Consider the following 24940-nt stretch of genomic DNA (forward strand, 5'->3'; position numbering starts at 1 on the left):
GACAACACTTTTTGGTTTTTCCCTCAGGAATTTTCTGAAGCAAACGCATTTCAGTGCGTATAACGGGAGCATCAGTCAACTCTTTCTTGACCGTAGCCCGTCGTACCACTTAGACTGCTTATAGCAGTTAATACGAATTTAACGTTTTCCAGAGTGATCTCTTCTGCTGCATTACAACGGTTCTGGCTCTGCAAACACTACAAACGTCCCTGTTCTGGAGATTTCTGATGTCAATGACTGTTCATAAAAATCGGTGGTTCCTCGTTGCGCTGCTTCTGGGGTGTACGCTGATCCTGATGCCAAATCCTGTTTCTGCTGCAGAAGAGGAAGCCAAGCCGACCCGTGAAAACTGGGCACACATGGTGATTAAGGGGTCCTATCCCGAAGGTCCCCAGATGCCCGGCCTGTTTGGCGATGTCACCGAGTCACTCTCCAGGGTGGTTTCGCGGCTGGAGAAGGCGGCTGAAGACAAATCACTGACCGGCGTCGTACTGCATTTCAAAGGCACCGAACTCGGCTGGGCCAAGTTGAATGAACTGAGACAGGCGATTCAGAAAGTCCGCCAGAGCGACAAGAAGGTCTTTGCCTGGATTGAATCGGGGATGACCAAAGATTATCTGATTGCTTCTGCCTGTGACCAGATCGTGATGCCCGAGTCGGCTTCACTGATTCTGCTGGGTCTGCGTGCAGAGGTTAGTTTTTATAAGAATCTGTTCGATATACTGGATATCAAGCCTGATATCCTGCGTGTTGGAAAATATAAGTCGGCTGCAGAACCTTATACGCGTACGGAGATGAGCGAGGCATTTCGTGAAGAAATGGAAGCACTGCTCGATAATTATTTTGGACAGATTACCAATATGATTTCCCAATCCCGGGGAATGTCAGCCGAGAAAGTGGAAGCGGCCATCAACGGTGGTCCGTATATGGCAGCGGAAGCAAAGAAACTGGGATTGATCGACCATATTGCCTATGAAGATCAACTCCCCAAACTGCTCACAGGGGAGAAGAGTAAAAACGAAGTCAAGCTGATCAAAAAATATGCGAAAAAACGGGCCGACACCGATTTCTCCGGAATCGCCGGGTTGATCAAACTGATGGACCTGCTGGCAGGCATTGATTCCTCACAACGGATCGGTTCCGGTCCGCGGATTGCCGTCATTTATGCTACGGGGGCGATCATGTCCGGTTCTTCTGCCCAGGGAAGTCTGCTGGGTGGCAACGTCCTGGGCTCAGACACCTTTATCAAGGCAGTTAAAAAAGCAGCCGATGATGATCAGGTCAAAGCGATCGTGGTACGTGTCAACAGCCCGGGAGGCAGCGCCCTCGCCAGTGATCTGATGTGGCGTGCACTCGAAGAAGCCGGGAAGCCGGTTGTCGTCAGCATGGGCGATGTTGCCGCCAGTGGTGGTTACTACATTTCCATGGGCGCAGAACGCATTTTTGCTGAGCCGGGCACTCTGACCGGTTCGATTGGTGTCGTGGGCGGCAAGCTGGCGATTGAAGGTCTCTACAAGAAAATCGGGATTACCACCAGTGTGATTTCGCGAGGCAGCAACAGTGGAACCTTCAGCCCGCTGAATGGTTTTACGGAATCGGAACGCGTCGCCGTCACAGGCATGCTGAACGCTATTTACAAACAGTTTACCGAAAAAGCTGCCGCCGGACGCAAAATGGAGTACGACAAACTGGAAGCACTGGCCCGTGGTCGGGTCTATACCGGGGAGATGGCGTTAAAACTCGGGTTAGTGGACCAGTTGGGAACACTGGACCAAGCCATCGATCATGCCCGCAAACTGGGGAAAATCAAAGAGGGCGAAAAGTTTGAAAAACTGATTCTCCCTCGACCGACCAGCCCGTTCGAACAGTTGTTTGGCCCCGTCGATGGCGATACTCAACAGCATCAACAGATCTCGCGAATGCTGGATTCCATTGCCCCGGGGCTGGCCGAACAGGTGAAAAAAATGGACCTGATCAATTTACTGGCACGGGAAAAGTCACTCACAATTATGCCATTTGAGATTCGCGTCCAGTAATGATTCTGGTTATGCTGATCGAAAAAAACAGGCATACATTGAACATCAATACGACGCAGTTTTGAAATACAGCAAGGAGACAGGATGTTAAACGGCTCAAGGAAATCAATCAGAATTCTCTGTCTGGCATTACTGGCCATCTACTGCGTCGCAGGCGATGGGCTGCGGGTTTACTCAGACGAAAAAGTGAAGCTGGGAGATTCTTACGGCTTTAAACCACTGGAACTTTTCAAGCTCTCCGACCGGTCATCCAATATGCTGGCCCACGATCTGAATGGGGATGGGCTGAATGATCTGATTCTGATTGATAACAGCAACAGCCGCATTGATGTGCTGCAGCAACGCGCGCCTGGAGAAGAAGTCGCCGCGGATGAAATCTCAGACGAGGTGAATGGGATTCCCAATGATGCACGTTTAAAACACATCAAAATCCCCGTGGATGTCTCAATCTCTGCCCTGACAGTAGGAGATTTTAATGGTGACGGACTCAATGATCTGGCTTACCTGGCACTGCCGGACCGGCTGATTATTCGTTATCAGACGAAAGCCGGAGAATGGTCTGATCGCAAACGGATCCGACTGGCCGATCTGCAGGCGACCCAATGGACGATTGCCGCCGGTGATCTCAATTTCGATCAGAAAACCGATTTGATCGTGCTGGGGACGAATCATACCTATGTCATCCTGCAGGATGACAAAGGGAATTTGAAAACGCCACGCCCGATCCTGAATACCTCACCCAAACTCGGCCTTGCTGCCATCGCTGATCTGAATGGGGATGGGCGAAATGATTTTACCTATGCCACTCGCGATGGCAAAGATCAGATGCTTTGTGCACGGCTGCAGAAACCGGACGGAAATCTCGGCCCGGAAATCCGATTTGAACTTTCTAATCCCCGTTCCATCACCCTGGCTGATATCGATGGTCAGGCAGGTTCGGAAATACTCACCATCGATTCCCAGACCGGGAGAATGAGAATTCAACAGCTCGAAAATTCGTCGACTCAGAATGGGGATCTTTCGAAACGACTCACCATGTATGGTTTCGGCGAAGAAGGGTCCGGACGAAATCGTGGTTTTGATCTGGGAGATATTAACGGCGATGGAATCACCGACGTTGTTGTTTCCGATCCGGAAACCGCACAGATGCTGGTCTATCTGCAGGCGAAAGACAGGGGCCTGGATCTGGGGCAGACCTATCCCGGTCTGCAGGGGGTAGAACAGTTACGTATTGAAGATATCAACGGCGATGGACGAGCAGAAGTGTTTGTTCTCAGCGAACGGGAAAAGATTATCGGCGTCAGTTCATTTGAAAATCAGCGTCTCTCCTTCCCCAAAATTCTGCCGGTGAAGGGGGAGCCTGTTGCCTTTGAAATGGCGGACCTGGATGGCAATCGATCACCCGAATTGATCTATGTCTCCAAGGTTAATTCCAATCAATATAAACTACAGGCATTAAAACTAAATCCGGATGGTTCCTGGGCCGAGTATCATTTCCCCAGTAATCCACCTAACCTGGAAGCCCCTAAGTCATTAGTCAAACTCGATGCCAATGGCGATGGGATTTTTGAACTGATGGCGTTTTACGGGCTCTCCCGTTCTCCCAAAATGATCACCCTGACTCCGAAGCAGTCTCCTCAACTGATTACGCCTTCCGGGGGAATCAACCTGGATGAGATTAAACCGGAATCCATTTTTATCGGCGGCCCGAAACGGGATTGGATACTAACGGCCCAGAACAATTTTGCCCGCAGGCTGGTTTTGAATTCCGATAATCAGTGGCAGGTGCTCGATCAGTTCAATGCGCCTGAAAGTAAGGCCCGCGTAGTGGGGGCCGTGAATATTAACCTGGATGGTGAACCAGGGGATGAAATCGTGTTGATTGATCTGGGCGTGCAGAAACTGCGAATCCTGCGAAAAGAAGCCAACGTGTATCGCCCCTGGAAGGAAGTGGAGATCGGCGAATTTCCTTTCCTGTCCGCACATGTCGCTGACCTGAATGGGGATCAATTGTCTGATCTGGTTTTATTTGGTCGCGGTCAGTTCGGGATCCTTTACTCAGGCCAGACGCCTCCTACTTTGAAAGACGTGGCCTCCTACGAATCCAAAATTCCGCAAGCTTATTTTACCGACTCCGTCGCCGGCGATCTGAACGGCGATGGTCAGTCGGATGTTGTCATCCTGGACTTGCGCACGCATCATGTGGAAATCCTGAATTTCCAGCAAGAGGAAGGCTTAAAGCATGCATTGAACTTTAAAGTGTTCGAAGAGAAAACTTTTTCACGTTCGAACCGGGCAGGCGTCGATCCACGGGAAGCCGTCATTGCCGACCTGACAGGTGACAAACGGAAAGATCTGATTCTGTTATGTCATGATCGCGTGCTGCTCTACCCTCAGGATGATGGTGAGAAGTAATCGCACATTGATCAGAGTTCGGATGTCCCATGCATGGCATATTTGCGAGAGAGAGTATCCAGCCCCCAGATTAAAATGATGGCGACAATCATCAATCCGATCGAAGTCCAGAACGTGCCGTCAAATGCTGTGGGCCAGACATTTTCATAGATCCGATGTTTGAATGGTACCATTTCGGGAGTCTGATCGGCGGTGTAGGGGGTGATATCTACTTTGAACGGCCAGATGCGTCTGAGCGATCCCACCATCAGGCCACACAAGACTGCCATCGTCAGAGTATGATAATTGTGTAGCAGCCAGCGTAATACTTTGCTGAACAGAATCAGGCCAATCAGGCAGCCCATGACAAACACGAACACGGTCACGAGGCCACTCCAGTCAATGTTTCCCTTGAGCAGTTCTTTCGGGATCGTTTTGAGCAGTCCCGTCACATCGTGATATTTTCCCAACAGGATCAGAATCAGGGCACCGCTGATGCCAGGCAGGATCATCGCACAGATGGCAATCATCCCACAGAAAAAGACGTACAGGTTCCCCTCGGGAGGCTGAATTGAATGTTCGCCGACCAGAATATAGACGCCAGCCAGTGAAACCAGAAATGCCAGCACATTTAAGACGGTCCAGCGGTTGACCATCTGCGCGACCAGGTAACTCGAAGCCAGAATTAAGCCGAAGAAAACAGAGAGTGTCAGCTGCAGGTGGTAATCGAGCAGATAATGCATCAGACTGGCCAGGCTCACTACACCCGTCAATATTCCGACACCCAGAGGGAGAATAAACCGCAGATCCAGATGCGCTGTGACTTCAGACCATTGTCGCTTTGCCAGTAACTGAAACAGCCGGGTGTCACAGTGGCTGATGGCGGTGACCAGACGCTGATAGATCCCCAGAATCAGAGCAACGGTGCCTCCTGAGACTCCGGGGATAATGTCGGCCCCCCCCATTAATAACCCGCGGCCGACCTGGATCAGATCGGCTTTAGCGGGAAATCCGGGGGCAGTATTTGCTACAGGCTGTTCGGAATCTGACATCAATAGACCTTGATATAATGAACAAAAGAGCTGTCGCAGCAATTATTTCTACGCCAGCAATTGAACAGGGCATACGGGATCAGGTATCTTTCATTGAGACGAGAGTGTAGTGTAGTCAGACAATTGTGAAAAGTGTTGATTTCTGGAACTCCAGCAGCAAAGTGAAGTGAACTATGAAAGGCCCCGGTTTAAAGCTGGATCTTGATGTCAGACGGCACTGGAAATGCCCCCAGACCGGGCAGACGATCCGCTTAAGCGGAGACGTCACTGCGAAATCGGTGGAAGTGGGTGGGAAAACCGTCTTTATGCAACTGGTGGAAGAGAAACGCAGCCAGTATCGAGACCCGTTTCATTTCGAATACTATCAACCGCCGGCACAAGATCAGTCTTCTTCCGAACGCGCCGCTGCTGCTGCCCGTTCCCTGGATGAACCGGAGACTGCCCCCGTTGATACACCGGTTGACAATGTTTCCGATCACTCTATAAATGAAGTGACCTCAACTACTCCCGCTGAGGCGCCACAAGCTGCTCCCCCGCCTCCCTCGGAATCAGAGCCCCCGAAGCCGTCCGAAGAAGAGGAAGACACATTCGGTGGCGGGTTACTGTAAACCTGTTTTGAATGCTCTGCGTTCGATTTGATCTATTTCCACCAGCGATTTTCAGCGCGGCGTCAGCCGTTTGGTATACCGCGGCCCATGTCACAAAAAGATATCATTATTACCGGTGCTCGAGAGCACAATCTGCAGAACGTCAGTGTTCGACTTCCCCGAAATCAGCTGATCGTCATGACCGGCGTGAGTGGCTCCGGAAAAAGTTCACTCGCCTTCGATACCCTGTATGCAGAAGGTCAGCGTCGCTACGTCGAATCACTGTCCAGTTACGCACGCCAGTTTCTCGGGCAGATGCCGAAACCCGAAGTCGATGCGATTTCCGGCCTCGCACCTTCGATTTCCATTCAGCAGAAAATGAGTGGCCGCAACCCCCGCAGTACCGTGGGGACGATCACAGAAATTTACGATTACCTCCGCGTCCTGTTTGCCCGGGTAGGACAGGGTTTCTGCGAAAATTGTGGAAAACCGATCAGCTCGCAAAGCAGCGAACGTATTATCGATTCGATCACGCTGCTCCCGGAAAAGACCCGATATTCCATTCTCGCGCCGTTGATTCAGCAGCAGAAGGGAGAGTACAAAGACCTGTTTGAAGATCTGCTCAAACAGGGCTTTCTCCGGGCTCGCGTGGATGGTCGCATTATTCAACTGTCCGATCAACTGCAGCTCGACCGCCAGATGCGTCACACCATCGAAGTCGTGATTGACCGTCTCGTCGCCGGCAAAGTCAGTCGGGCCCGCCTGGCAGAGTCCGTGGAACTCGCCTTGAAACTGGCGAACGGCACACTGATTATCGCCACAGAAGTCTCAAAGAAAACAGAGAGCAGCGACAGCGAAGAAAGCCTGCAGGACAAACTCTATAGTTCCCGCTATGCCTGTACTGATTGCGGCATCAGTTACGAACCACCCACGCCGCAGTTGTTCAGCTTTAACAGTCCCCTGGGGATGTGCGGTGAATGTAACGGGCTGGGAATGCGGTACGATTTTCCACTCGATGCATTGATTTCCAAAGAGACCGTGTCGATTCAAAAAGGGGCCTTTGAACTGCTGGGGCCGCTCAGCAAAGTCGGTAAGTGGCGACGTCACATTTATAATGGCGTCGCACGTTCGATTGAAAACGATCTGAATCTTGACGAAGACAGCTTCCTGAAAACTCCCTGGAATGAATTGCCTGCCGCCGCACAACAACAGTTTCTGTACGGGACCGGCGATCGCAATATCACCTTCAGCTGGCGGCATTCGGGGGGCATCTGGAAACATGGGGGCACCTGGGATGGCTATGTCGAAGAACTGCTGGAAAGTTACCGCAAAACCAGTAATCCCATGCGGCGGAAACAGCTCGAAAAATACATGGACTTTGTTGAATGCTCGAGCTGTCACGGCACGCGTCTGAATTCGCAGGCCCGGCATGTGCGCATTACCTCTCTCAGTGAGTCGCACACCAGCAAACAGTCACACACTTCAAAAACTCTACCCGAGGTCTGTGCCTTCAGTATCGAAGAAGCCGCCGGTTTCTTTGAAACTTTGGATCTGGATGAAACCGGTTTACTGATCGCCGACGAAGTCCTCAAAGAGATTCGCGGCCGACTCGGATTTCTACTGCGTTGCGGCTTGAATTATCTGACGCTGGATCGCACCGCGCCTACACTTTCCGGCGGTGAAAGTCAGCGAATTCGCCTCGCCGGGCAGATTGGCTGTGGCCTGGTGGGGGTCGTCTATATTCTGGATGAACCTTCGATTGGCCTGCATCCCCGCGACAATACGATGCTGCTGGAAAGTCTCTGCGACTTGCGCGATCAGGGCAATACGGTCATCGTCGTCGAACACGATGAAGAAACCATGCGCGCCGCCGATCACATTGTAGACTTCGGACCCGGCCCAGGTGTGCGTGGCGGTTACATCGTTGCAGAAGGCTCGTATCAGAAAGTTCTTAAGGCGAAGGAGAGCGTCACCGGGCAGTTCCTTTCCGGTAAAGAGAAAATCGAGATCCCCGAGCAGCGCCGGACACTCGTCAAAAAAGATTCGATTGTCATCAAAGGGGCGAAGCATCATAACCTGAAAGACATCACCGCCCGCATTCCCACCAAAGGGCTGATCTGTGTGACCGGCGTGAGCGGGTCGGGAAAAAGTTCTCTCATCAACGATATTCTCTGGCCGGTCCTGAATAAAAACGTGAATCGCGGCAAAGGGAATCCCGGTGCGCATCGGAGTGTGACCGGCCTGGATCTGATCGACAAAGCCATCGACATCGATCAGTCCCCCATCGGCCGCACGCCCCGTTCCAATCCGGCGACTTACGTGAAGGTATTCGATCTGATTCGGGACCTGTATGCCAAACTCCCCGATTCCCGCATGCGAGGCTATAAAGCGGGACGTTTCAGCTTCAATGTGCCCGGCGGTCGCTGTGAAGCCTGCGAAGGGCACGGCGCCAATAAACTGGAAATGGATTTTCTCGCGGATGTCTGGGTTCCCTGTCCGGTGTGCGAAGGCCGCCGCTTTCATCATGAGACACTCGAGATTCGCTATAAAGACGCGAACATCGCTGAAGTACTCGAGATGGATATTCAGCAGGCGATTGAACATTTTCAGAATGTACCCAAAATCTTAAAGCTGCTCGAATCCCTGCATGACGTGGGCCTGGACTATCTGAAACTCGGGCAACCCTCGCCGACCCTCTCCGGCGGGGAAGCACAGCGAGTCAAACTCGCCCGTGAACTCGGGAAACGTTCCACAGGCAGTACCTTTTATCTGCTGGATGAACCAACGACCGGATTGCATTTTGCCGATGTGAAACTGCTGCTCAAAGTGCTGCATCATCTGGCGGATGCCGGCAATACGGTGCTCGTGGTCGAACATCACCTGGATGTCATTAAAACCGCCGACTGGGTGATCGACCTCGGTCCCGAAGGAGGCGAAGGGGGAGGCACGATTCTGGTAGAAGGCACGCCGGAAGAAGTCGCCGCCTGTCCCTGGTCGTACACGGGGCTGGCACTCAAAGAACAGACTGATCTGGTTCCCGCGAAAACCGTCAAAGGGAAAAAGAAACAGGCACTGATCCTGAATAATCCGCATCTGCGCTGGCAGTCTGCCAATACGAAACGGAGCGGGAAATCCAACGGCGACAGTACACAGATCACGATCCGCGGCGCAGGCCAGCATAATCTGCAGAACCTGGACCTGCAGATTACCCGGGATCAGATGAATGTCTTCTGTGGCCCGAGTGGCAGTGGTAAATCGTCTTTGGCCATGGATACACTCTACGCGGAAGGTCAGCGTCGCTATGTGGAATCATTGTCCGCGTATGCCCGGCAATTCCTGGGACAGATGCCTAAACCGAAATTCGAGCACATTCACGGCCTCTCGCCGGCGATTGCCATCGAACAGAAAACAACCGGGCATTCCCCCCGTTCCACTGTGGGGACTGTTACGGAAATCTATGACTACCTGCGCGTGCTCTATGCCCGCCTGGGAAAAATGTATTGCCCCGACTGTGACGTTCCTGTCGAAACGCAGACCACCGACGAAGTGATTGAACGCATTCTCGCGATGGAAGCAGGCACCAAACTGCTGATTCTGGCGCCCGTGGATATCAACGTGGGACAGGCTTACGATACGCTCTGGGAAAAATTACGTACACAAGGCTTCCTCCGCGTCCGTATTGATGGCGTGACATATCGCCTGGAAGACGTACCCGATATCGATCGTCGTCGTCGTCATGAAGTGGAAGTGGTAATCGACCGTATCACCGTCGCTGCTAAAAATCGTTCGCGCATTGCCGATTCGGTTGAATCCGCTTTAGCGCTCGGCGAAGGTCTGATGTATGCCTGCTACTGCGACGACGAAGTTCCCGAACAGGAATGGGATTTCGAAACCTTCAGCCTGTTCTACTTCTGTGATCAGTGTGGCCAGAGCTTTGAAGAGCTGACGCCTCACAATTATTCCTTTAACAGTCCCCTGGGCTGGTGTGAATTTTGTGAAGGGTTGGGAACCGAACTGGGCACGAACCTCTCAGAACTGATTCCTGACCCCAACCGCAGTCTGCAGGACGCCGCCATCGCCGCCTGGCCTGATCCGCGGAGCAATCCCGAATTCAAGAAAACGTTAGCCGCGATAGCGAAGCAATTCCGGATTCCACTGGATGTCCCCTTCAATCAACTCAGTGTGAAGCAGCAGCGGTTTATCTTGTATGGCGATGAAGATCGTTGGATTCCACTCGATGAAGCGGGCACGATCCAGTTTCAATACAAAGGTCTCTATCCGGCCATTGAAGAGGCCTCGCGACTGTCGTTTGGGTTTCGCAGTCGTCTGCAGGAAATGACGGGGGAAGTCCCCTGTTCGGTCTGTAACGGGAGTCGCCTGCGAACGGATGCCGCCGCGGTCCGTTTTCAGGGGAAGACCGTTGGTCAGTTCTGTGATCTCCCATTAAAAGCTGCGCTGGCGTTCATCAAGACCGCAAAACTCGACAAGCGGGAAAAACAGATCGCGGGAGATTTGATCAAAGAAGCCACCAGCCGCCTGCAGTTTCTCGTTGATGTTGGTCTGGAATACCTGACGTTGAGCCGTCCTCTGCCCACACTGTCGGGGGGGGAAAGCCAGCGAATTCGACTGGCGGGACAGGTAGGTCGCTCGCTGACAGGCGTGTTGTATGTTTTGGATGAACCAACGATTGGCCTGCATCCCCGCGACAATACACGGTTGATTAATACTCTGAAAAAACTCCGTGATATCGGCAATACAATCGTGATGGTCGAACATGACCGGGAAGTTCTGGAAGCTTCGGATTGCCTGTATGATTTTGGGCCGGGTGCGGGTCGCTTTGGTGGCACGATTGTGGGTAAAGGTTCGCCGAAACAATTGAAACGCAAAAAGAAATTTCTGACCGGCCAGTATCTCTCGGATCAACTGACGATCCCGCTGCCTCAGGAACGCCGCGTCGTTTATAAAAAACAGGGCAAGGCGGAAACTCCCGTTTCTCCCACCGGTCACTGGCTCGAATTGAAAGGCGCCCGGCAGCACAATCTGAAGTCTGTGGATCTGAAAATCCCCCTGGGGTCCTTTACCTGTATCACCGGCGTTTCGGGATCCGGTAAGAGTTCCCTGGTGGAAGAAACACTAGCCCGGGCAGTGACGAAAAAACTGCATCGATCCAAAGAGGCACCCGGACCGCATGATGCCCTGCTGGGCCTTGACCAGATTAATAAGGCGATTATCGTCGATCAGAAACCGTTGGGAAATACGCCCGCTTCCAACCCGGCGACTTATACAGGCGTTTTCGATCAGATACGCGAACTGTTCTCGCGGCTTCCGGATGCCAAAGTGCGTGGCTATCAGCCGGGACGCTTCAGCTTCAATCGTTCAGGCGGTCGTTGTGAAGACTGTGATGGGAATGGTCAGCGCTGTATCGAAATGCACTTCCTGCCTGATGTCTGGGTAACCTGCGAGACCTGTAATGGCAAGCGTTATAACCAGGAGACACTCTCGGTCAAGTACAAAGGAAAGTCCATCGCGGATGTGTTGGAGATGTCCATCGGAGATGTCGCCGAGTTATTCAATAATATCCCGGCGATCCGACGTACGATGGAAACGCTGTGTGCGATTGGCCTGGATTACCTGACATTGGGACAATCCGCGCCGACACTCTCCGGCGGGGAGTCGCAGCGGGTGAAGCTGGCAGCCGAACTGGCGCGACCCAGTACGGGGAAGACGCTTTACCTGCTCGACGAACCGACAACGGGCCTGCATTTCGACGATATTGCCAAACTGTTGAAAGTATTGAACAGTTTGGTCGAACTCGGAAATACGGTCATTGTCATCGAACATAATCTGGATGTGATTAAAACAGCAGACTGGCTGGTCGACGTCGGGCCGGAAGCGGGCAGTGCTGGCGGGCAGATCATTGCCTCGGGGACGCCTGAGAAACTGGTCGCGCATGCAGAGTGTTACCAGAAACAGGGCAAGACCACCAAAGCACGAAAAACCAGTCAGGAACCGTTGCTCAGATCTTATACCGGTGAGATTCTTCAGCCGATCATCTCGACGGGGAAACGTGTCGAACGAGAAATCTTTGACGCGCAGAGCCTGGGGGAAAAGCAGGAGGGGGATCTCGATCTCAAACAGATCGGTCGCGATGCCCAGATGCCGTGGCAGAAAGAGGGACGCCGCTGGCATACCCAGGACCATGTTTCCCTGTCAGGAGCTGCCTGTCAGTGGGAAGGAGCCGCCCTGGAAAGCGTGATTGACTTCATCGAAAACAAAGAGGGCTTCGGCGAAATCAACTGGAATCATCGCAGCATCGTCGAAGTCAATGGCCCGGTGAAAAAGCAGGGCTGGTTCCTGCATGCCAATACCGGCGATGAATGGCTACTGCGACTCAGCTTCCGCGTGAAACGGAATACGTTCAAACAGGATGAACTCCGCGACCAGTTGTCTTTAAAATCCCTTGACGATCTGGATGAGCTGCCGATCTACGGTCGTTCCAATCGGGTGCGCGTCAAAAACCTGAAAGGTCCCTGGCAGGAAGTCAGTTTGACGATTCACTGGCAGGAAGAAATTGAGACGCCCGGCTTCCAGGAGTTTCTGGAAACCGCCTGTGAATCGTACCTCGGTTTAATTCACCGTGATGAAATTAAGCCCGAGGAGATCATGCCCTGGAAAGTTTTAAAGAAAAAATGGCATCTCTCCCGGAAGGGGTTCCCGAACAATAAGCGGGTCCGCTGGGATGTGGATCTATTAGAATCATTATTTGACCTGCTGGAGCAGACCTATCCTGCTGCATCGTTCCAATGGGACAGTAAGTCACTGGTCAATCTGTCGCACCCCGGGAAAAAGAAAGCATTCATTACCGTTCACACCAAAAGACGGGAAGGGGTAGACCTGACGTTGCAGGGGACGGGGGGGGAAATTGCTCTGGGTAAAATTGCTGACTTGGGGAACGAGCGGGAGATGAAAACGGATGCACGTGGGAAAGAACAGGCCCGCATCCGTTTCACGCAGAAAAAACAGGTGGAGTCAAAATCGTTCAAAGCACTGCTGAAATCAATTACTTAAGTGTCGATTGCACAGCATTCTGAATGCGGAATATCCCTGATTGATGGCGGTAAATGACATCACGGGGGAAAAGATGTTGACGTTTTTTCAACGAACAGATAGGATACTCCCTGTGGTAATAGTCTTGGTATTACCACGTCGTATACAAGTCGAATCTTAATCAGGTCAAGCTGCTCTACTCTCTCACAACTCAAAAGGTGGGGACCTGTTCAATAAACGATGAAAGACTCGTTTTTAAGTAGGAAATTTGGAATTGTGACGGATGCTATTCGCTTACTCCAATCCTGGCGCCCTGACAGTTCATGCTCCTGCTAAGTTAAATTTATTCTTAAGCATCGATGATAAACGAACCGATGGCTTTCACGAAATTACTTCGTTGATGCTTTCGGTAGGAATATACGACACTTTAGTTTTCACGGAGGAGCCTTCAACCGAAGTTGAATTGCGTGTTGCCGAAGCCAATTCACTACTAACCCCTCGCAATAAACGGCAGCGTATCCCCGGCGGCGAAGAGAATCTGGTTGTCAGAGCAATCCGGTTAATTCAAGAACAGACGGGGCATCGTCAGGGAATTCGAATTGAGTTAATCAAACGAATTCCAGCAGAAGCCGGCCTGGGAGGGGGATCGAGTGATGCAGCTGCAGCCTTATTTGCTGCCAATAAACTTTGGCGTTTGGGATTGTCGATTTCAGAACTATGTGAAATCGCGGCGAAACTGGGCAGTGATATCCCTTTCTTTCTGACAGCCAGCCATAGTGCCATCTGTCGTGGGAGAGGCGAAATCATTGAACCTGTTTCCGTTCCCCAATGTCTGCATTTTGTGGTTGTGCGACCTCAATCGGGGTTATCAACGGCAGAAGTTTATCGGCACTGTCGAGTGGGAAGCCACTCTAAAAATCAGGCGGAGCAACTTGTCAGCAAACTGGCTTCTGGTCAATTTCATGCATTATCCAGCCTGATGCTGAATGATCTGCAGGCACCCGCCGAAAAACTGAATTCCGATATATTAATATTAAAAGATTACTTCTCAAAACAGTCCGTTTTGGGGCATATGATGAGTGGAAGTGGGACTGCCTACTTTGGAGTCTGCCAAAACAGAGCACAGGCATCTCAAATTGCTGCGCGATTACGATCCACAGTGAAAGGGCATGTATTTGTCGTCCAGAACCGCCTATAGATGAGCAATTTTAAATTTGGCACAAATGGAGTGAGGCCATGGAGATCAGTGAAGTACGCATCAAGTTGATGAATGATCCACACGAAAGATTACTGGCGTTTTGCTCAATTACTTTCGATGTTTCGTTTGTCATCAGAGATCTGAAAATCATCCAGGGAGCAAAAGGTGCCTTTGTGGCAATGCCCAGCCGCAAACTGATGGATCGGTGTCCCAAATGTCACACCAAAAACCATCTGCGGGCTTCCTTCTGTAATCAGTGTGGCGTCAGACTTGATGAAAATCGAGCCGACAAAGATGACGCCGGTCGCGCCAGGCTTTATGCGGATATCGCGCATCCGATCAATTCCGAGTGCCGTGAACTGATTCAGGAAGAAGTGTTAAAGTCTTACCACGAAGAAAAAATCTCCGCGCAACAGGCTGGTTACATCTGTCGTTATGACGATTTCGGAGAAGAAGACTTTGCCCGCCTCGGGCCATACGAAGAAGATTACGAGGAGGCACCTGTCGAACAGGCTTCCGTTTCGGAGTCGACTCAAATTCGTAAGAATAATCAGGTTTTCCGTATCGATTCTGGCGAGTCAGGTACAGACCGTAGCCGACCTCACCACACGGCAGCAGATCAACCCACGTCCAATAAAGTTACCTCAAATGAGAATGAGGCGGGGGGTAAGGGGGATACCTTCGGATCAGGTATCGTCTGAATTTCGATTCTGCTATGCGGCAGACTGCTGCAGTCATAGCAGAATCACTGACAGTTCACGTCCTCAGGTTGCCACTCTGGTATTACTGTTACATCATGAATAAGCCGACCACCATGATGGTAATGCCGGTCGCTTTGGATGTCAGCATGTTCTGCAGACGATCTAAAACATTCTCGCTGGGATGGAAAGCGACAATTTCTTTCTTTTCGACCTCTTTTCGCAGTTCCGCATTCAGCCATTCCAGTACTGAAATACTCAGGATTTGTCGCTGATCTGCTGCTGCCTCCTCAATTTGCTGAGAGCGAGTTGCAGACTCTGGTTGGATTGTCTTCATTTCTTCTCCAGGCGGAGAAGTCACTAATTGTTGCATGATAGCCCATTTCTATCCCGGTAAGTTACCGAAATCGTGCTTGGAAGACACCGGTCGCCGGGGTCAGTTTGTTTGATTCTGGTGTGAAACAGTTTTCCTGTCAGGCGAGTCAGTCAAAGGAGAGTTAGTATTATCTATCGGTAATTTCTGCGGTTTCTCCCGCATCTCTTCGTTATTTTCTTAAGTAAAACTGCTGTGTTGAAGGAAGCTGTATCGATTATAGCTGTCTTGAGAGGCAGGTGGCGTGACTGGCATTCGCCTGTTTACAGATTGGAAATCGCATCTCCAGAATCAGATGTCAAAAGTGTTGAAATCGTCGTCATGATTTCGTACGTCTTCACTTATGTGTTGCCGGTATTGTACGTTAGAATGTGAATACAAGATGAAGTTATGCTTCAGATCAGAATTATCTTTTGACTTTTCGGAAAGAGACGTTTTATGAAATCCCTGAATCGACTTTTGCCTCTGCTTTCACTGGTCTGTCTGCTGGCGGGCTGTTCCGATTCCGGCCCGACGGAAGCACAAAAACAGGAAGCCGCCGATGAAGTATCTGCCATCGATCTTCCTGAAAAAACGTTAGAATCGTTATTTGATGTGGAAGATGGTTTCACGCTGCTCAACCTGAAAGATTTTGAAATCTTCAACGGCAAAACCAAAGAGCCCGTCGAGGGCAAAAACTGGAGCGAAGTAGACGGCGTGATTTCCTGCCAGGGTACACCGCGCGGCTATCTGTATTCCAATGAGTCGTTTGGTAATTGCACGATCCGCCTGGAATACCGTTTCCCGGTAGCCGCTGAGAAAAATGAAAATCCGAATACCGGGTTCCTGTTTTTCATCACGGGTGAAAACCGGGTCTGGCCGAAATGCCTGGAAGTTCAAGGCAAATTCGCAGAGATGGCTCACATCAAGTCAAACAGCAAAGAGATCCTGCTTGAAGTCACAGACAATGAAGCAGCCCGGGAAAAAGCCCGTCGTCCGATTGGTGAATGGAATACCATTGAAGTCGTCTGCAAAGACGGGGCCTTAACTTCTGTCCTGAATGGTACTCAGATCGCAACCTCGAAGCCCAGCGAACTGAAGTCCGGCTTTTTCGGTATTCAGTCCGAAGGCGACGCCGTCGAGTTTCGTAACATCCGCGTGCAGAAACTGACCGATTAAGTCTTTTGCTTTGCAATCATTCAGATGTTCTCCTTAAAATGAATGTATGAATTCACACAACATACACATACTCAACTGTGGAGCGATCACCATGAGTTTCCGATTTTTGACAGCCTGCTGTCTGCTGGTTAGTTCCGTTCTGGCTTTTTCCTCTTACTCGTACGCCGCCGAGGGGAAGACCAGGGTGCTGATGCTCACACAGAGCAAAGGTTACACACACGGTTCCGTCAAACGACAGAAAGAAGAACTGGCTCCTGCTGAAATCGCCATGATTCAATTAGGCAAACAGTCCGGCCTGTTCACCGTGGATTGTACCCAGGACGCCGCCGCAGATTTCACGAAAGAGAATTTGCAGGACTACGACCTCGTCATGTTCTACACCACGGGCATGCTGCCCATCAAAGATGAAGATATGCAGTATTTTCTGAACGACTGGCTCAAGCAGAAAGGGCATGGCTTTATCGGCTTTCACTCGGCCACCGATACCTATAAATCTTATGAACCTTACTGGGACATGGTGGGCGGTTCGTTTAACGGGCATCCCTGGACCGCCGGCAATACAGTGACGATTACCGTACATAATCCTGATTTTCCCGCGATGAAACCGTTCGGCAAAGAGTTTCAGTTTAAAGATGAAATCTACCAGTACAAAAACTGGCAGCCGGAAAAAGTACATGTACTGATGAGTCTGAACATGGCAAAGTGTAATCCCAGCAAGCCCTATCAGGTGCCAGTTGCCTGGGCCAAAGAATGGGGGCAGGGGAAAGTCTTCGTCAACAACCTGGGACACAATCCTGAAACATGGGCCAATCCCATGTTTCAGGATTCAGTGATCGGAGCCATCAAATGGATACGTGGCGACGCACCGGCCGCAGTACCACCCAATCCAGAGCTTTCCAAAAAAGAAGACGAAAAAGCAGCAGCAGCTGCTGCCAAAACAGAATCGAAATGAGCTGACGAACAGCGGAAACAGGGATAGCCAGTATGTCGAAAGTGATTGTCATCACCGGTGTGACCCAGGGACTGGGCCGCGCCATGACGCAGGCGTTTATTGCAGCAGGGCACACCGTTGCTGGCTGTGGCCGCTCTGCCTTTAAAATCGCCGAGCTCGCGGAGCAGTTCGGTGCGCCCCATCAGTTTTCGACAGTCGATATATCCGATGACCGTGCGGTCGCGAACTGGGCGACGACGATCATTGATCAACTGGGCCCGCCTGATTTGCTATTAAACAATGCGGCAGTGATCAATGAGAACGCCCCGCTCTGGGAAATCCCTGCAGACGAGATTGATACGATTATTGACGTTAATATCAAAGGTACCATCAATACGATTCGTCACTTTGTCCCCGCGATGGTCGAGCGTCAGTCTGGTGTGATCGTCAATTTCAGTTCCGGCTGGGGGCGTTCGGCTTCTGCGGAAGTCGCCTCCTATTGTGCGACCAAGTGGGCCATCGAAGGCCTCACTCAGTCTCTGGCACAGGAATTACCGCAGGGCATGGCGGCAATTCCCCTGAACCCGGGAGTCATCAATACCGCTTTGCTGCAAAGTTGTTTCGGTGAGCATGCAGAACATTATGCGACAGCTGAGGAATGGGGCGAGTCGGCAGTTCCTTTTCTACTGAAGCTCTCCGCCCGGGATAACGGGAAACCATTGACGGCTCCTGCTTGAGATTTTCAATCTCTCGCTCATTGCAGGATATCGAATCCTGATGGTGAATGGCATTTCACGAATGGTTTGAGTAAACTCGTTGCAGTAAAAATACGAACTTCCGTGATCTTCAACTGCATAAAAAAAGTCTTTCCTCATGGCCAAATACTTCAAGTATAAATCTCCTGCCGACGTTGTAGCTGACTCTGAACGTCTGGGCTGTCCGATTCAGGTTTCCGACAATTTCGATGTCCTGTATCAGCCCATTCAGATCGGTCATTTGCAGGCCAAAAGTCGACTCGGAATTCAGCCGATGGAAGGCTGTGACGGAACCACCGATGGCTTCCCTGACGAATTGACCTATCGGCGTTATCAGCGATTCGGAGCCGGGGGCGCTTCACTCATCTGGGGGGAAGCGACTGCGATCGGCCCGGAAGCACGGATGAATCCCCGCCAATTGATGATCAATGAAAAAACGGCATCCTCACTGGAAAAGATGCTGGCCGGCTGCCGCGATGCACATGCGGAAGTCTTCGGTTCAGCCGATGGCCTGGTGATTGGACTGCAGTTGACGCATTCCGGGCGGTTCAGTTTTGAAAAACCTCTGCTGGCCACTCATGACCCGGTGCTTGACCCCCGTACTGTAGAGAAATCAACCGGGCGCATCGTCGATGACAGTTATCCGTTGCTCTCAGACGACGATCTGAAACATATCGAAGATCAGTATGTCACTGCTGCAAAACTGGCGGAATCCATTGGGGTCGGCTTTGTCGATATCAAGCAGTGTCACCGCTACCTGCTCTCCGAATTGTTGGCTGCAAAAAATCGTCCCGGGGAATATGGTGGTTCTCTGGAGAACCGCACGCGTCTGGTGCGCAACGTCGTGAAGCGGATTCGCGAAGAGTGCCCGACCCTGGTGATCGGCACCCGCATGAATGGTTACGACGGGATTCCCTACCAGGGAGCAGGCGATGACTTTATCGGCGAACCCTGCCCGCATGAGTTGCCGCTGCAAACCGCGTTCGGCACCAATCCCGACGATCATCTGCAGGAAGATCTGACGGAACCAGTCCAGGTGGCTAAGCTCCTGAAAGAGTGGGGCGTCGGTATGATCAATATCTCCAACGGAAATCCTTATGCGAATCCGCATATCGTGAGACCTGCCGAATTTCCGCCCACCGATGGCTACCATGCGCCCGAACATCCGCTGATCGGAGTGGCCCGTCATTTCCGGATTGCCGGTCAGATCCAGGCAGCAGTTCCGGATATTCCCGTGGTCGGCAGTGGCTATAGTTGGCTGCAGGACTTCGCCATGCATGCGGCCGCTGCGAATGTGGAATCAGGAAGTATTTCCATCGTCGGCATGGGACGCGCGACACTCTCACAGCCTGAGTTTGCCAAGCAACTGCAGGAAGAAGGTAAACTCAACCGCAAAACTGTCTGCCGGACATTTTCGTATTGCACCAACCTCATGCGCACGAAGGATCATCCCCTGGGACAGTATCCCACCGGATGTCCTCCGTTCGACAAAGAGGTTTATGATCCACTCTGGAAAGAAGCCAAAGCCAAACTGGAAGAGAAACAGAAGGCAGCCGAGTGATCAGGCTGCCTGTTGAATCGGTGCTTCTTCCACTTGCTCGTCAGCAATAATTTCTTCGACCAGTCCACCATAATCTTTGGCGCCGGGACAGGAACTGGAATAATCGAAGACAGATTGCCCATAGCTGGGCGCTTCGGCCAGTTTGATATTCCGTCGAATCCGACTCTGGAATACTTTTGCTGATGCCCAGGGGGCTTCCGGATCGCTATTGGTCAGAAAGGCAGATAAGTCGTCGGTCACGTCAGCCGCCAGGCGGGTTCCCGTTTCATACAGACAGAGCACGACGCCGGAGACTCGCAGATCGCGGTTCAAACGTCGACGGACCAGCGCCGTAGTTTCGAACAACTTGGAGAGCCCCTGTAAAGCGAAGAAGTGTGGCTGCAGAGGAATGATCACTTCGCTGGCAGCAGTCAATGCATTGATGGTCAGCACACCCAGGGAAGGGGGGCAGTCCATAATGATGTAGTCGAACGGTTCGGTCTCTGCCATTTTGCGGATCGCCTGACGCAGAACAATTTCGCGGTTGTCGGCGTCGACCAGTTCCAGCTCTGTGGCTGCCAGATCCAGTGTCGCAGGCACGACCCATAAATTTTTGGCAACCAGTTGCCGTGTTTCGGCCAGTGTTTTAAAACCGGAAAAGACATCGTAGGCGGTCGGGACATTTCCGAACGGTTCGATGCCCAGATGTAAAGAGGCATGTCCCTGTGGGTCGAGGTCGATCAGGCAGACTTTCTTGCCCTGCATCGCCAGGCCGGCAGCCATGTTCACGCTCGACGTCGTTTTGCCGACGCCCCCTTTTTGATTCATGATTGCTATGATACGCATCGGGAGTCCTTTCCCTCTTTCTCTTTGATAAAATCGGGTCGCTTGCTTGTTTCAAACTCTTGTGTATTCAAGTCTTAGGTCGCGATCGTCTTGTCGCAAACCCAGATGACTGTCCAGCATTTCCATACTGAAGGTGGGGCAGTATATCGGGATATTCGAATTTTGGAAACAGGAATTGGGCAGCGGAAAAGCGAATTATTTCGATGGAGTTTTATCCTGGACCAGGAAATGATGTACGTCACACTGGGGACCGGCGTTTACCTGGGGATCGGCGCTGAGTGTCCGGTCGAGGTCTGTTCGGAGACTCGAGTTTCTCCGGGTGCAGCCTGCCGCTGCAGGACATAGAGTACATGCTGTGCCCGCAGGTTGGCCAGCCAGGCTTTTTCGATGGCCCGGTGATTGATAATCGGAATTTCCTGCAGGATTTCGATGCCCAGCAGCCGCATCAGATCCTGAAAATCATGCATGGACATCAGATGCAGGTTGGGGGTGTTATACCATTCGTAAGGCAGAACTTCGGTGACCGGGGCGCGCCCCTGTTTGAGTACCTGCAGGCGGATTCGCCAGTTCCCAAAATTAGGGACGACGACCAGTGCTTTTTTGGCGACACGCACCATCTCTTCCAGCAACTGCTTGGGATGCAGAACCTGTTGCAGCGTCTGGCTCAGAACCACATAGTCAAAGGCACCATCGGGAATATCCAGCAGCCCTTCGTCCAGGTCGGCCTGAATCACGGGGACCCCGCGTGCAATCGCGGCATGATGTTGTGTGATATCGATCTCGATCCCCAGGACCGAAGCTCCCCGTTCTTCACGCAGCCGCGCCAGCAGGCGGCCATCACCACAACCCAGGTCAAGCACGCGGCTGCCTGGTTGGATCTGTTCCAGCAGCAACCGGTCGGTCATCTCCAGGGAAGGGTCCTGCATACAATATCGATGTTGAGCACGCATGGTTGAGATCCGCTTGACTAAGTCCTGTTACTTTCGGCGAGGCGCGAGGAGTATGCCTGTTCCAGAAAAGGGGTAATCATGTTATTCAGCTGTTCAATTTCGATCAGAAAGGAATCATGACCGAACGGGCTTTTGAGCTCAATAAAAGAGACATGTTTTCCGCACTCGATCAAAGCCCTGACGATCTCCTTGCTCTGAGTGGTGGTAAACAGCCAGTCAGAATCATATGAGGCAATCAGGAAGCGGGCATCTGTTTTTCCCAACGCATTGACCAGTGATCCATGCTGGGAAAGCAGATCGAAGTAATCCATCGCGCGGGTCAGGTAGAGATAACTGTTCGCATCAAAGCGTTCGACGAACCGCTTGCCCTGGTAATGCAGGTAACTCTCGACCTGAAACTCTACTTCCGGGAGCATTTCGTAAGTAAAGGTATCATGATCCTGCAGACGTCGCCCGAATTTCATTTCGATCGACTGATCCGAGAGGTACGTGATGTGGGCGATCATGCGGGCCAGGGCCAGGCCGTAGCGAGGACCGGCGCCCACTTCATATTCCCCATCCTTGAATTCCGGATCGGTTTTGATGGCACGTCTTCCCACCGCGTTGAAGGCAATTCCCTGAGCCGAAAGTTGAGCGGCGGAAGCCAGGCAGATGGCACCACGTAACTGATCGGGAAAACGGGTGGCCCATTCCAGAACCTGCATGCCTCCCAGGCTGCCTCCGATGACAGCAAGTAACTGATCGATGCCCAGATGTTTGGTGAGGGCAGAATGTACTTCGACAATATCGCCGACGGTGATGAAAGGAAATCCCAGTCGATACGCCTGGTTGGTGTCTGGGTTGATGCTGCCTGGTCCGGTCGTTCCCTGACAGCCTCCCAGGACATTCGCACAGATTACATAGTATTTATCTGTGTCGAGTGTGCGCCCCGGACCAATCAGGTCGTCCCACCAGCCCGGCTTGGCTTTCTCGTCATCATCTTCATAATAACCGGCAGCGTGGGCGTCTCCTGTGAGTGCGTGACAGATAAAGATCGCGTTATCTTTTGCAGGGGTCAACTCGCCATAGGTTTCATAGGCAACCTGAATGGGGCCCAGTTCACCGCCGCCTGCCAGCTTGAGCCAGTTCGGAGGCGCAAACAGGGTTGCCAGCCTGGTTTGGACAATCCCAACCCCTGAATCCTGCCGGATTTCTGATAGTTCCTGTTGTGTTGCCATAGAATAAATGCTTTTCAGTATTCCAGCAAAATCATCAGCTGTCTGTCGTTTCGTTCGTTCTCAAGGAATCTTCCACACCTGATCCGAAGTAGATTGATACCCGGTCTTGCGGGAGTGGTTTTCCGTCGTTCAGACAGTATACCCAAGCTTGTTAAGAATTTCGACACGCTACGGAACGAAAGACCTCAGATCCTGAAGCATTTCAAAGGATCCGCGGATCAGTCAGGGGGGAAAACAGGCTGACTCTCTTTATGAGCGTTTTACCAGCGAATACCAGGCTTAAGCTCAATGATTGCAGAGGGATCAGTCTGCCAGTTCCAGGAAGCGATCCACGCGACGGTCGATAATATCAATACTTTTGTTCCAGAAATCCGCTTCACCCAGATGGTAGCCGAATGTATTGAACACGGCGTCTTCAGTTACCTGACAGCCGGTGGCAATCAGAAGTTCACGGTATTTGTCCGCAAACTCTGACTGATCGGTAAATGTATCCGCCAGTGCATAAACTCCCAGAGAGAGTAAATATCCGAATGTATAAGGGAAATTATAGAAGGGTAATTCACTGATATAGAAATGGAGTTTGGAAATCCAGAAAGAAGGGTTCCAACCGGAATCATCAAGGGCACCCGCGTAGGCTTCTTTTTGCGCTGCCAGCATGAGTTCTGAAAAACGCTCGGGGGTTAACTCACCGCTCGCCCGTTCCTGATGCAGGCGATCTTCAAACAGGAAGCGGGTGTGTATATTCATCATGAATGCCACGGAATCTCCCAGCATGCCATCCAGAATCTGTAATTCTTCATCGCGGGACTGGGCGGCTTTCAGACGTTGTTCCCCAAGAACTGCTTCTGCAAATGTGGAGGCCGTTTCTGCCAGGTTCATCGGATAATCGCTTAGTACAAAGGGAGCATCTTTCAGCACGTGCGAATGATAGGCATGACCCAGTTCATGGGCGAGGGTCGACATACTGTCGGCCGAGTCAGTATAGGTCATGAAAATCCGTGACTGCTTCTGCATTGGGAATGTGGTGCAGAAGCCCCCTTGACGCTTGCCCGGTCGATTTTCCGCTTCGATCCACTGTTCACGAAGTGCCGTCTCTGCAAACTGGCTCAGGTCGGGACTGAATTTTTCAAACGAATTCACGACCAGTTCACAGGCACGGTTGTAGCTGAGTTCAGGAGATTCCCCCCCTGAAAGCGGCAGTGGTGCATTCAGGTCGTACCAGCAGAGTTTTTCGAGACCCAGCAGTTCCGCTTTCTTCTCAAGAAACTGGACCAGCTTCTGTTTTCGTCGGGAGATGACCGACCACATCGTATCCAGGGTGGCCCGCTGCATGCGGTTGTAAACTAACGGGGCGTCCAGGTGGTCTGTGACGGGCAGATGACTATAGAGCGTAAGCCTGGTTCCTGACAGATGATTCAAGGCGTCGGCGCACGAATCGGCAATCGTATCCCAGGCTTTGTTGGCTGCATAGAAATTATTCTGGCGCACAAAACGCTGTGGTGAATCGAACTGGACCTGTCCCGGAGAACGTTCCACGAGTTCTCCTTTTTCCATCAGCTGGATTTTCAGGTCACCTGAGAGCCGATCATAAAGTCGTCCCCAGGCATGTAGTCCATCCACGGCCAGTTGCGATGCCAGGATTTCCTGTTCCTTAGGGAGTCTTAATGTCGCGTTTCGTTTCGAGTCTTCCAGGAAAAACTGAATCTGCTTCAGGCGGGAGTCCTGTTCTGTGAATTGCTGAAGTTTTTCATCGGGGATTTCCCGGATCGTCAACTGCAGTTGGGTTTCGATATTCTCTTTCAGCGGTCTGATACTGGCTAGCCGTGCCATCAGGATTTGAAAGCGTTTGTTATGTGCGTCTTCCGCGCAATAACATTCCAGAAATGCAAATAATCCAGCCAGCTCGGCAACAGCAGTCTGGTAGTCGGTCAAAAAATCCCCCCAGAGGGAAGCATGCTGTTGGGGATCTGTCGCCTGCGATAATTCCGCAACACGTAAGACCAAGTCTTCCAGCGACACTTTTATCTGCCGGAGACAGTTCTCAAACTCGGGTTGTTCAGGATGAGGGTACAGCGAGGCCAGTTCCCAGGTCAGCGGATAAGCGGTCGACTCAGTCATAGCGGTAAATCCATTTCAGAAAAAGAGAGATGATCAATCT

16 protein-coding genes are annotated in these 24940 nt (G+C 51.7%); 10 read left to right on the plus strand and 6 right to left on the minus strand.

Going from position 1 to position 24940, the window contains the following annotated elements:
- The first annotated feature begins 227 nt into the window (after positions 1 to 227).
- Together sppA and ACN0YH_RS20040 are read left to right on the plus strand one after the other, a co-directional pair.
- Positions 228 to 2036 (plus strand): signal peptide peptidase SppA, encoded by a 1809-nt coding sequence (sppA, locus tag ACN0YH_RS20035; protein WP_417381363.1) that lies wholly within the window; start codon positions 228 to 230, stop codon positions 2034 to 2036.
- A gap of 84 nt (positions 2037 to 2120) precedes the next feature.
- The gene (locus ACN0YH_RS20040) at positions 2121 to 4451 is read left to right on the plus strand and encodes an FG-GAP repeat domain-containing protein (protein ID WP_417381364.1); all 2331 of its coding nucleotides are present in this window, start codon (positions 2121 to 2123) and stop codon (positions 4449 to 4451) included.
- 11 nt (positions 4452 to 4462) lie between these two features.
- On the opposite strand, the gene ACN0YH_RS20045 is transcribed toward ACN0YH_RS20040, so the two are convergent.
- Entirely contained in the window at positions 4463 to 5482 is a 1020-nt protein-coding gene (locus ACN0YH_RS20045; protein ID WP_417381365.1) for a DUF368 domain-containing protein, read from the minus strand.
- Positions 5483 to 5655: 173 nt separating this feature from the next.
- Between ACN0YH_RS20045 and ACN0YH_RS20050 the strand changes: the two genes are divergently transcribed.
- The 4 genes from ACN0YH_RS20050 to ACN0YH_RS20065 all read left to right on the plus strand — a co-directional run bounded on the left by ACN0YH_RS20050 (position 5656) and on the right by ACN0YH_RS20065 (position 15015).
- A complete protein-coding gene (locus ACN0YH_RS20050) occupies positions 5656 to 6090 on the plus strand; it encodes a hypothetical protein (protein WP_417381366.1) in 435 nt (144 codons plus the stop codon).
- An 87-nt stretch (positions 6091 to 6177) separates the two neighbouring features.
- Entirely contained in the window at positions 6178 to 13137 is a 6960-nt protein-coding gene (gene uvrA / locus ACN0YH_RS20055; RefSeq protein ID WP_417381367.1) for an excinuclease ABC subunit UvrA, read from the plus strand.
- A gap of 262 nt (positions 13138 to 13399) precedes the next feature.
- Positions 13400 to 14314, plus strand: coding sequence for a 4-(cytidine 5'-diphospho)-2-C-methyl-D-erythritol kinase (gene ispE / locus ACN0YH_RS20060; RefSeq protein WP_417381368.1), 915 nt, complete (start codon positions 13400 to 13402; stop codon positions 14312 to 14314).
- Positions 14315 to 14352: 38 nt separating this feature from the next.
- Positions 14353 to 15015: a septation protein SpoVG family protein gene (locus ACN0YH_RS20065; RefSeq protein WP_417381369.1), complete on the plus strand. Its 663-nt coding sequence runs from the start codon at positions 14353 to 14355 to the stop codon at positions 15013 to 15015.
- A gap of 88 nt (positions 15016 to 15103) precedes the next feature.
- On the opposite strand, the gene ACN0YH_RS20070 is transcribed toward ACN0YH_RS20065, so the two are convergent.
- A complete protein-coding gene (locus ACN0YH_RS20070) occupies positions 15104 to 15349 on the minus strand; it encodes a hypothetical protein (RefSeq protein ID WP_417381370.1) in 246 nt (81 codons plus the stop codon).
- 474 nt (positions 15350 to 15823) lie between these two features.
- On the opposite strand from ACN0YH_RS20070, the gene ACN0YH_RS20075 reads away from it, so the two are divergent.
- From ACN0YH_RS20075 to ACN0YH_RS20090, 4 genes are all read left to right on the plus strand, one after another.
- Positions 15824 to 16543, plus strand: coding sequence for a 3-keto-disaccharide hydrolase (locus ACN0YH_RS20075; RefSeq protein ID WP_417381371.1), 720 nt, complete (start codon positions 15824 to 15826; stop codon positions 16541 to 16543).
- 91 nt (positions 16544 to 16634) lie between these two features.
- Positions 16635 to 17495 carry a ThuA domain-containing protein gene (locus ACN0YH_RS20080; RefSeq protein ID WP_417381372.1) on the plus strand — a complete coding sequence of 287 codons (861 nt, stop codon included), beginning with the start codon at positions 16635 to 16637 and terminating at the stop codon, positions 17493 to 17495.
- Positions 17496 to 17527: 32 nt separating this feature from the next.
- Positions 17528 to 18211: an SDR family oxidoreductase gene (locus tag ACN0YH_RS20085; RefSeq protein ID WP_417381373.1), complete on the plus strand. Its 684-nt coding sequence runs from the start codon at positions 17528 to 17530 to the stop codon at positions 18209 to 18211.
- Positions 18212 to 18347: 136 nt separating this feature from the next.
- Positions 18348 to 19790 carry an NADH:flavin oxidoreductase gene (locus ACN0YH_RS20090; protein WP_417381374.1) on the plus strand — a complete coding sequence of 481 codons (1443 nt, stop codon included), beginning with the start codon at positions 18348 to 18350 and terminating at the stop codon, positions 19788 to 19790.
- Here ACN0YH_RS20090 and ACN0YH_RS20095 read toward each other — a convergent pair whose 3' ends face one another.
- The 4 genes from ACN0YH_RS20095 to ACN0YH_RS20110 form a co-directional block, all read right to left on the minus strand.
- Complete coding sequence (locus tag ACN0YH_RS20095) at positions 19791 to 20615, minus strand: ParA family protein (RefSeq protein ID WP_417381375.1); 825 nt, start codon at positions 20613 to 20615, stop codon at positions 19791 to 19793. It abuts the gene before it with no gap.
- A 257-nt stretch (positions 20616 to 20872) separates the two neighbouring features.
- Positions 20873 to 21565, minus strand: coding sequence for a methionine biosynthesis protein MetW (gene metW, locus ACN0YH_RS20100; protein ID WP_417381376.1), 693 nt, complete (start codon positions 21563 to 21565; stop codon positions 20873 to 20875).
- Between the two features lie 17 nt (positions 21566 to 21582).
- Positions 21583 to 22782 (minus strand): homoserine O-acetyltransferase MetX, encoded by a 1200-nt coding sequence (metX, locus tag ACN0YH_RS20105; RefSeq protein WP_417381377.1) that lies wholly within the window; start codon positions 22780 to 22782, stop codon positions 21583 to 21585.
- Positions 22783 to 23085: 303 nt separating this feature from the next.
- Complete coding sequence (locus ACN0YH_RS20110) at positions 23086 to 24900, minus strand: M3 family oligoendopeptidase (protein ID WP_417381378.1); 1815 nt, start codon at positions 24898 to 24900, stop codon at positions 23086 to 23088.
- Positions 24901 to 24940: the final 40 nt, after the last annotated feature.

Origin of the sequence: Gimesia sp., from assembly GCF_048262075.1 — a bacterium.
Lineage (GTDB): Bacteria > Planctomycetota > Planctomycetia > Planctomycetales > Planctomycetaceae > Gimesia.

Bases quoted from the DNA above. Each gene is read 5' to 3' on its own strand.
- sppA (WP_417381363.1), top strand. From the start codon at position 228: ATGTCAATGACTGTTCATAAAAATCGGTGGTTCCTCGTTGCGCTGCTT.
- ACN0YH_RS20040 (WP_417381364.1), top strand. From the start codon at position 2,121: ATGTTAAACGGCTCAAGGAAATCAATCAGAATTCTCTGTCTGGCATTA.
- ACN0YH_RS20045 (WP_417381365.1), bottom strand. From the start codon at position 5,482: ATGTCAGATTCCGAACAGCCTGTAGCAAATACTGCCCCCGGATTTCCC.
- ACN0YH_RS20050 (WP_417381366.1), top strand. From the start codon at position 5,656: ATGAAAGGCCCCGGTTTAAAGCTGGATCTTGATGTCAGACGGCACTGG.
- uvrA (WP_417381367.1), top strand. From the start codon at position 6,178: ATGTCACAAAAAGATATCATTATTACCGGTGCTCGAGAGCACAATCTG.
- ispE (WP_417381368.1), top strand. From the start codon at position 13,400: ATGCTATTCGCTTACTCCAATCCTGGCGCCCTGACAGTTCATGCTCCT.
- ACN0YH_RS20065 (WP_417381369.1), top strand. From the start codon at position 14,353: ATGGAGATCAGTGAAGTACGCATCAAGTTGATGAATGATCCACACGAA.
- ACN0YH_RS20070 (WP_417381370.1), bottom strand. From the start codon at position 15,349: ATGAAGACAATCCAACCAGAGTCTGCAACTCGCTCTCAGCAAATTGAG.
- ACN0YH_RS20075 (WP_417381371.1), top strand. From the start codon at position 15,824: ATGAAATCCCTGAATCGACTTTTGCCTCTGCTTTCACTGGTCTGTCTG.
- ACN0YH_RS20080 (WP_417381372.1), top strand. From the start codon at position 16,635: ATGAGTTTCCGATTTTTGACAGCCTGCTGTCTGCTGGTTAGTTCCGTT.
- ACN0YH_RS20085 (WP_417381373.1), top strand. From the start codon at position 17,528: ATGTCGAAAGTGATTGTCATCACCGGTGTGACCCAGGGACTGGGCCGC.
- ACN0YH_RS20090 (WP_417381374.1), top strand. From the start codon at position 18,348: ATGGCCAAATACTTCAAGTATAAATCTCCTGCCGACGTTGTAGCTGAC.
- ACN0YH_RS20095 (WP_417381375.1), bottom strand. From the start codon at position 20,615: ATGCGTATCATAGCAATCATGAATCAAAAAGGGGGCGTCGGCAAAACG.
- metW (WP_417381376.1), bottom strand. From the start codon at position 21,565: ATGCGTGCTCAACATCGATATTGTATGCAGGACCCTTCCCTGGAGATG.
- metX (WP_417381377.1), bottom strand. From the start codon at position 22,782: ATGGCAACACAACAGGAACTATCAGAAATCCGGCAGGATTCAGGGGTT.
- ACN0YH_RS20110 (WP_417381378.1), bottom strand. From the start codon at position 24,900: ATGACTGAGTCGACCGCTTATCCGCTGACCTGGGAACTGGCCTCGCTG.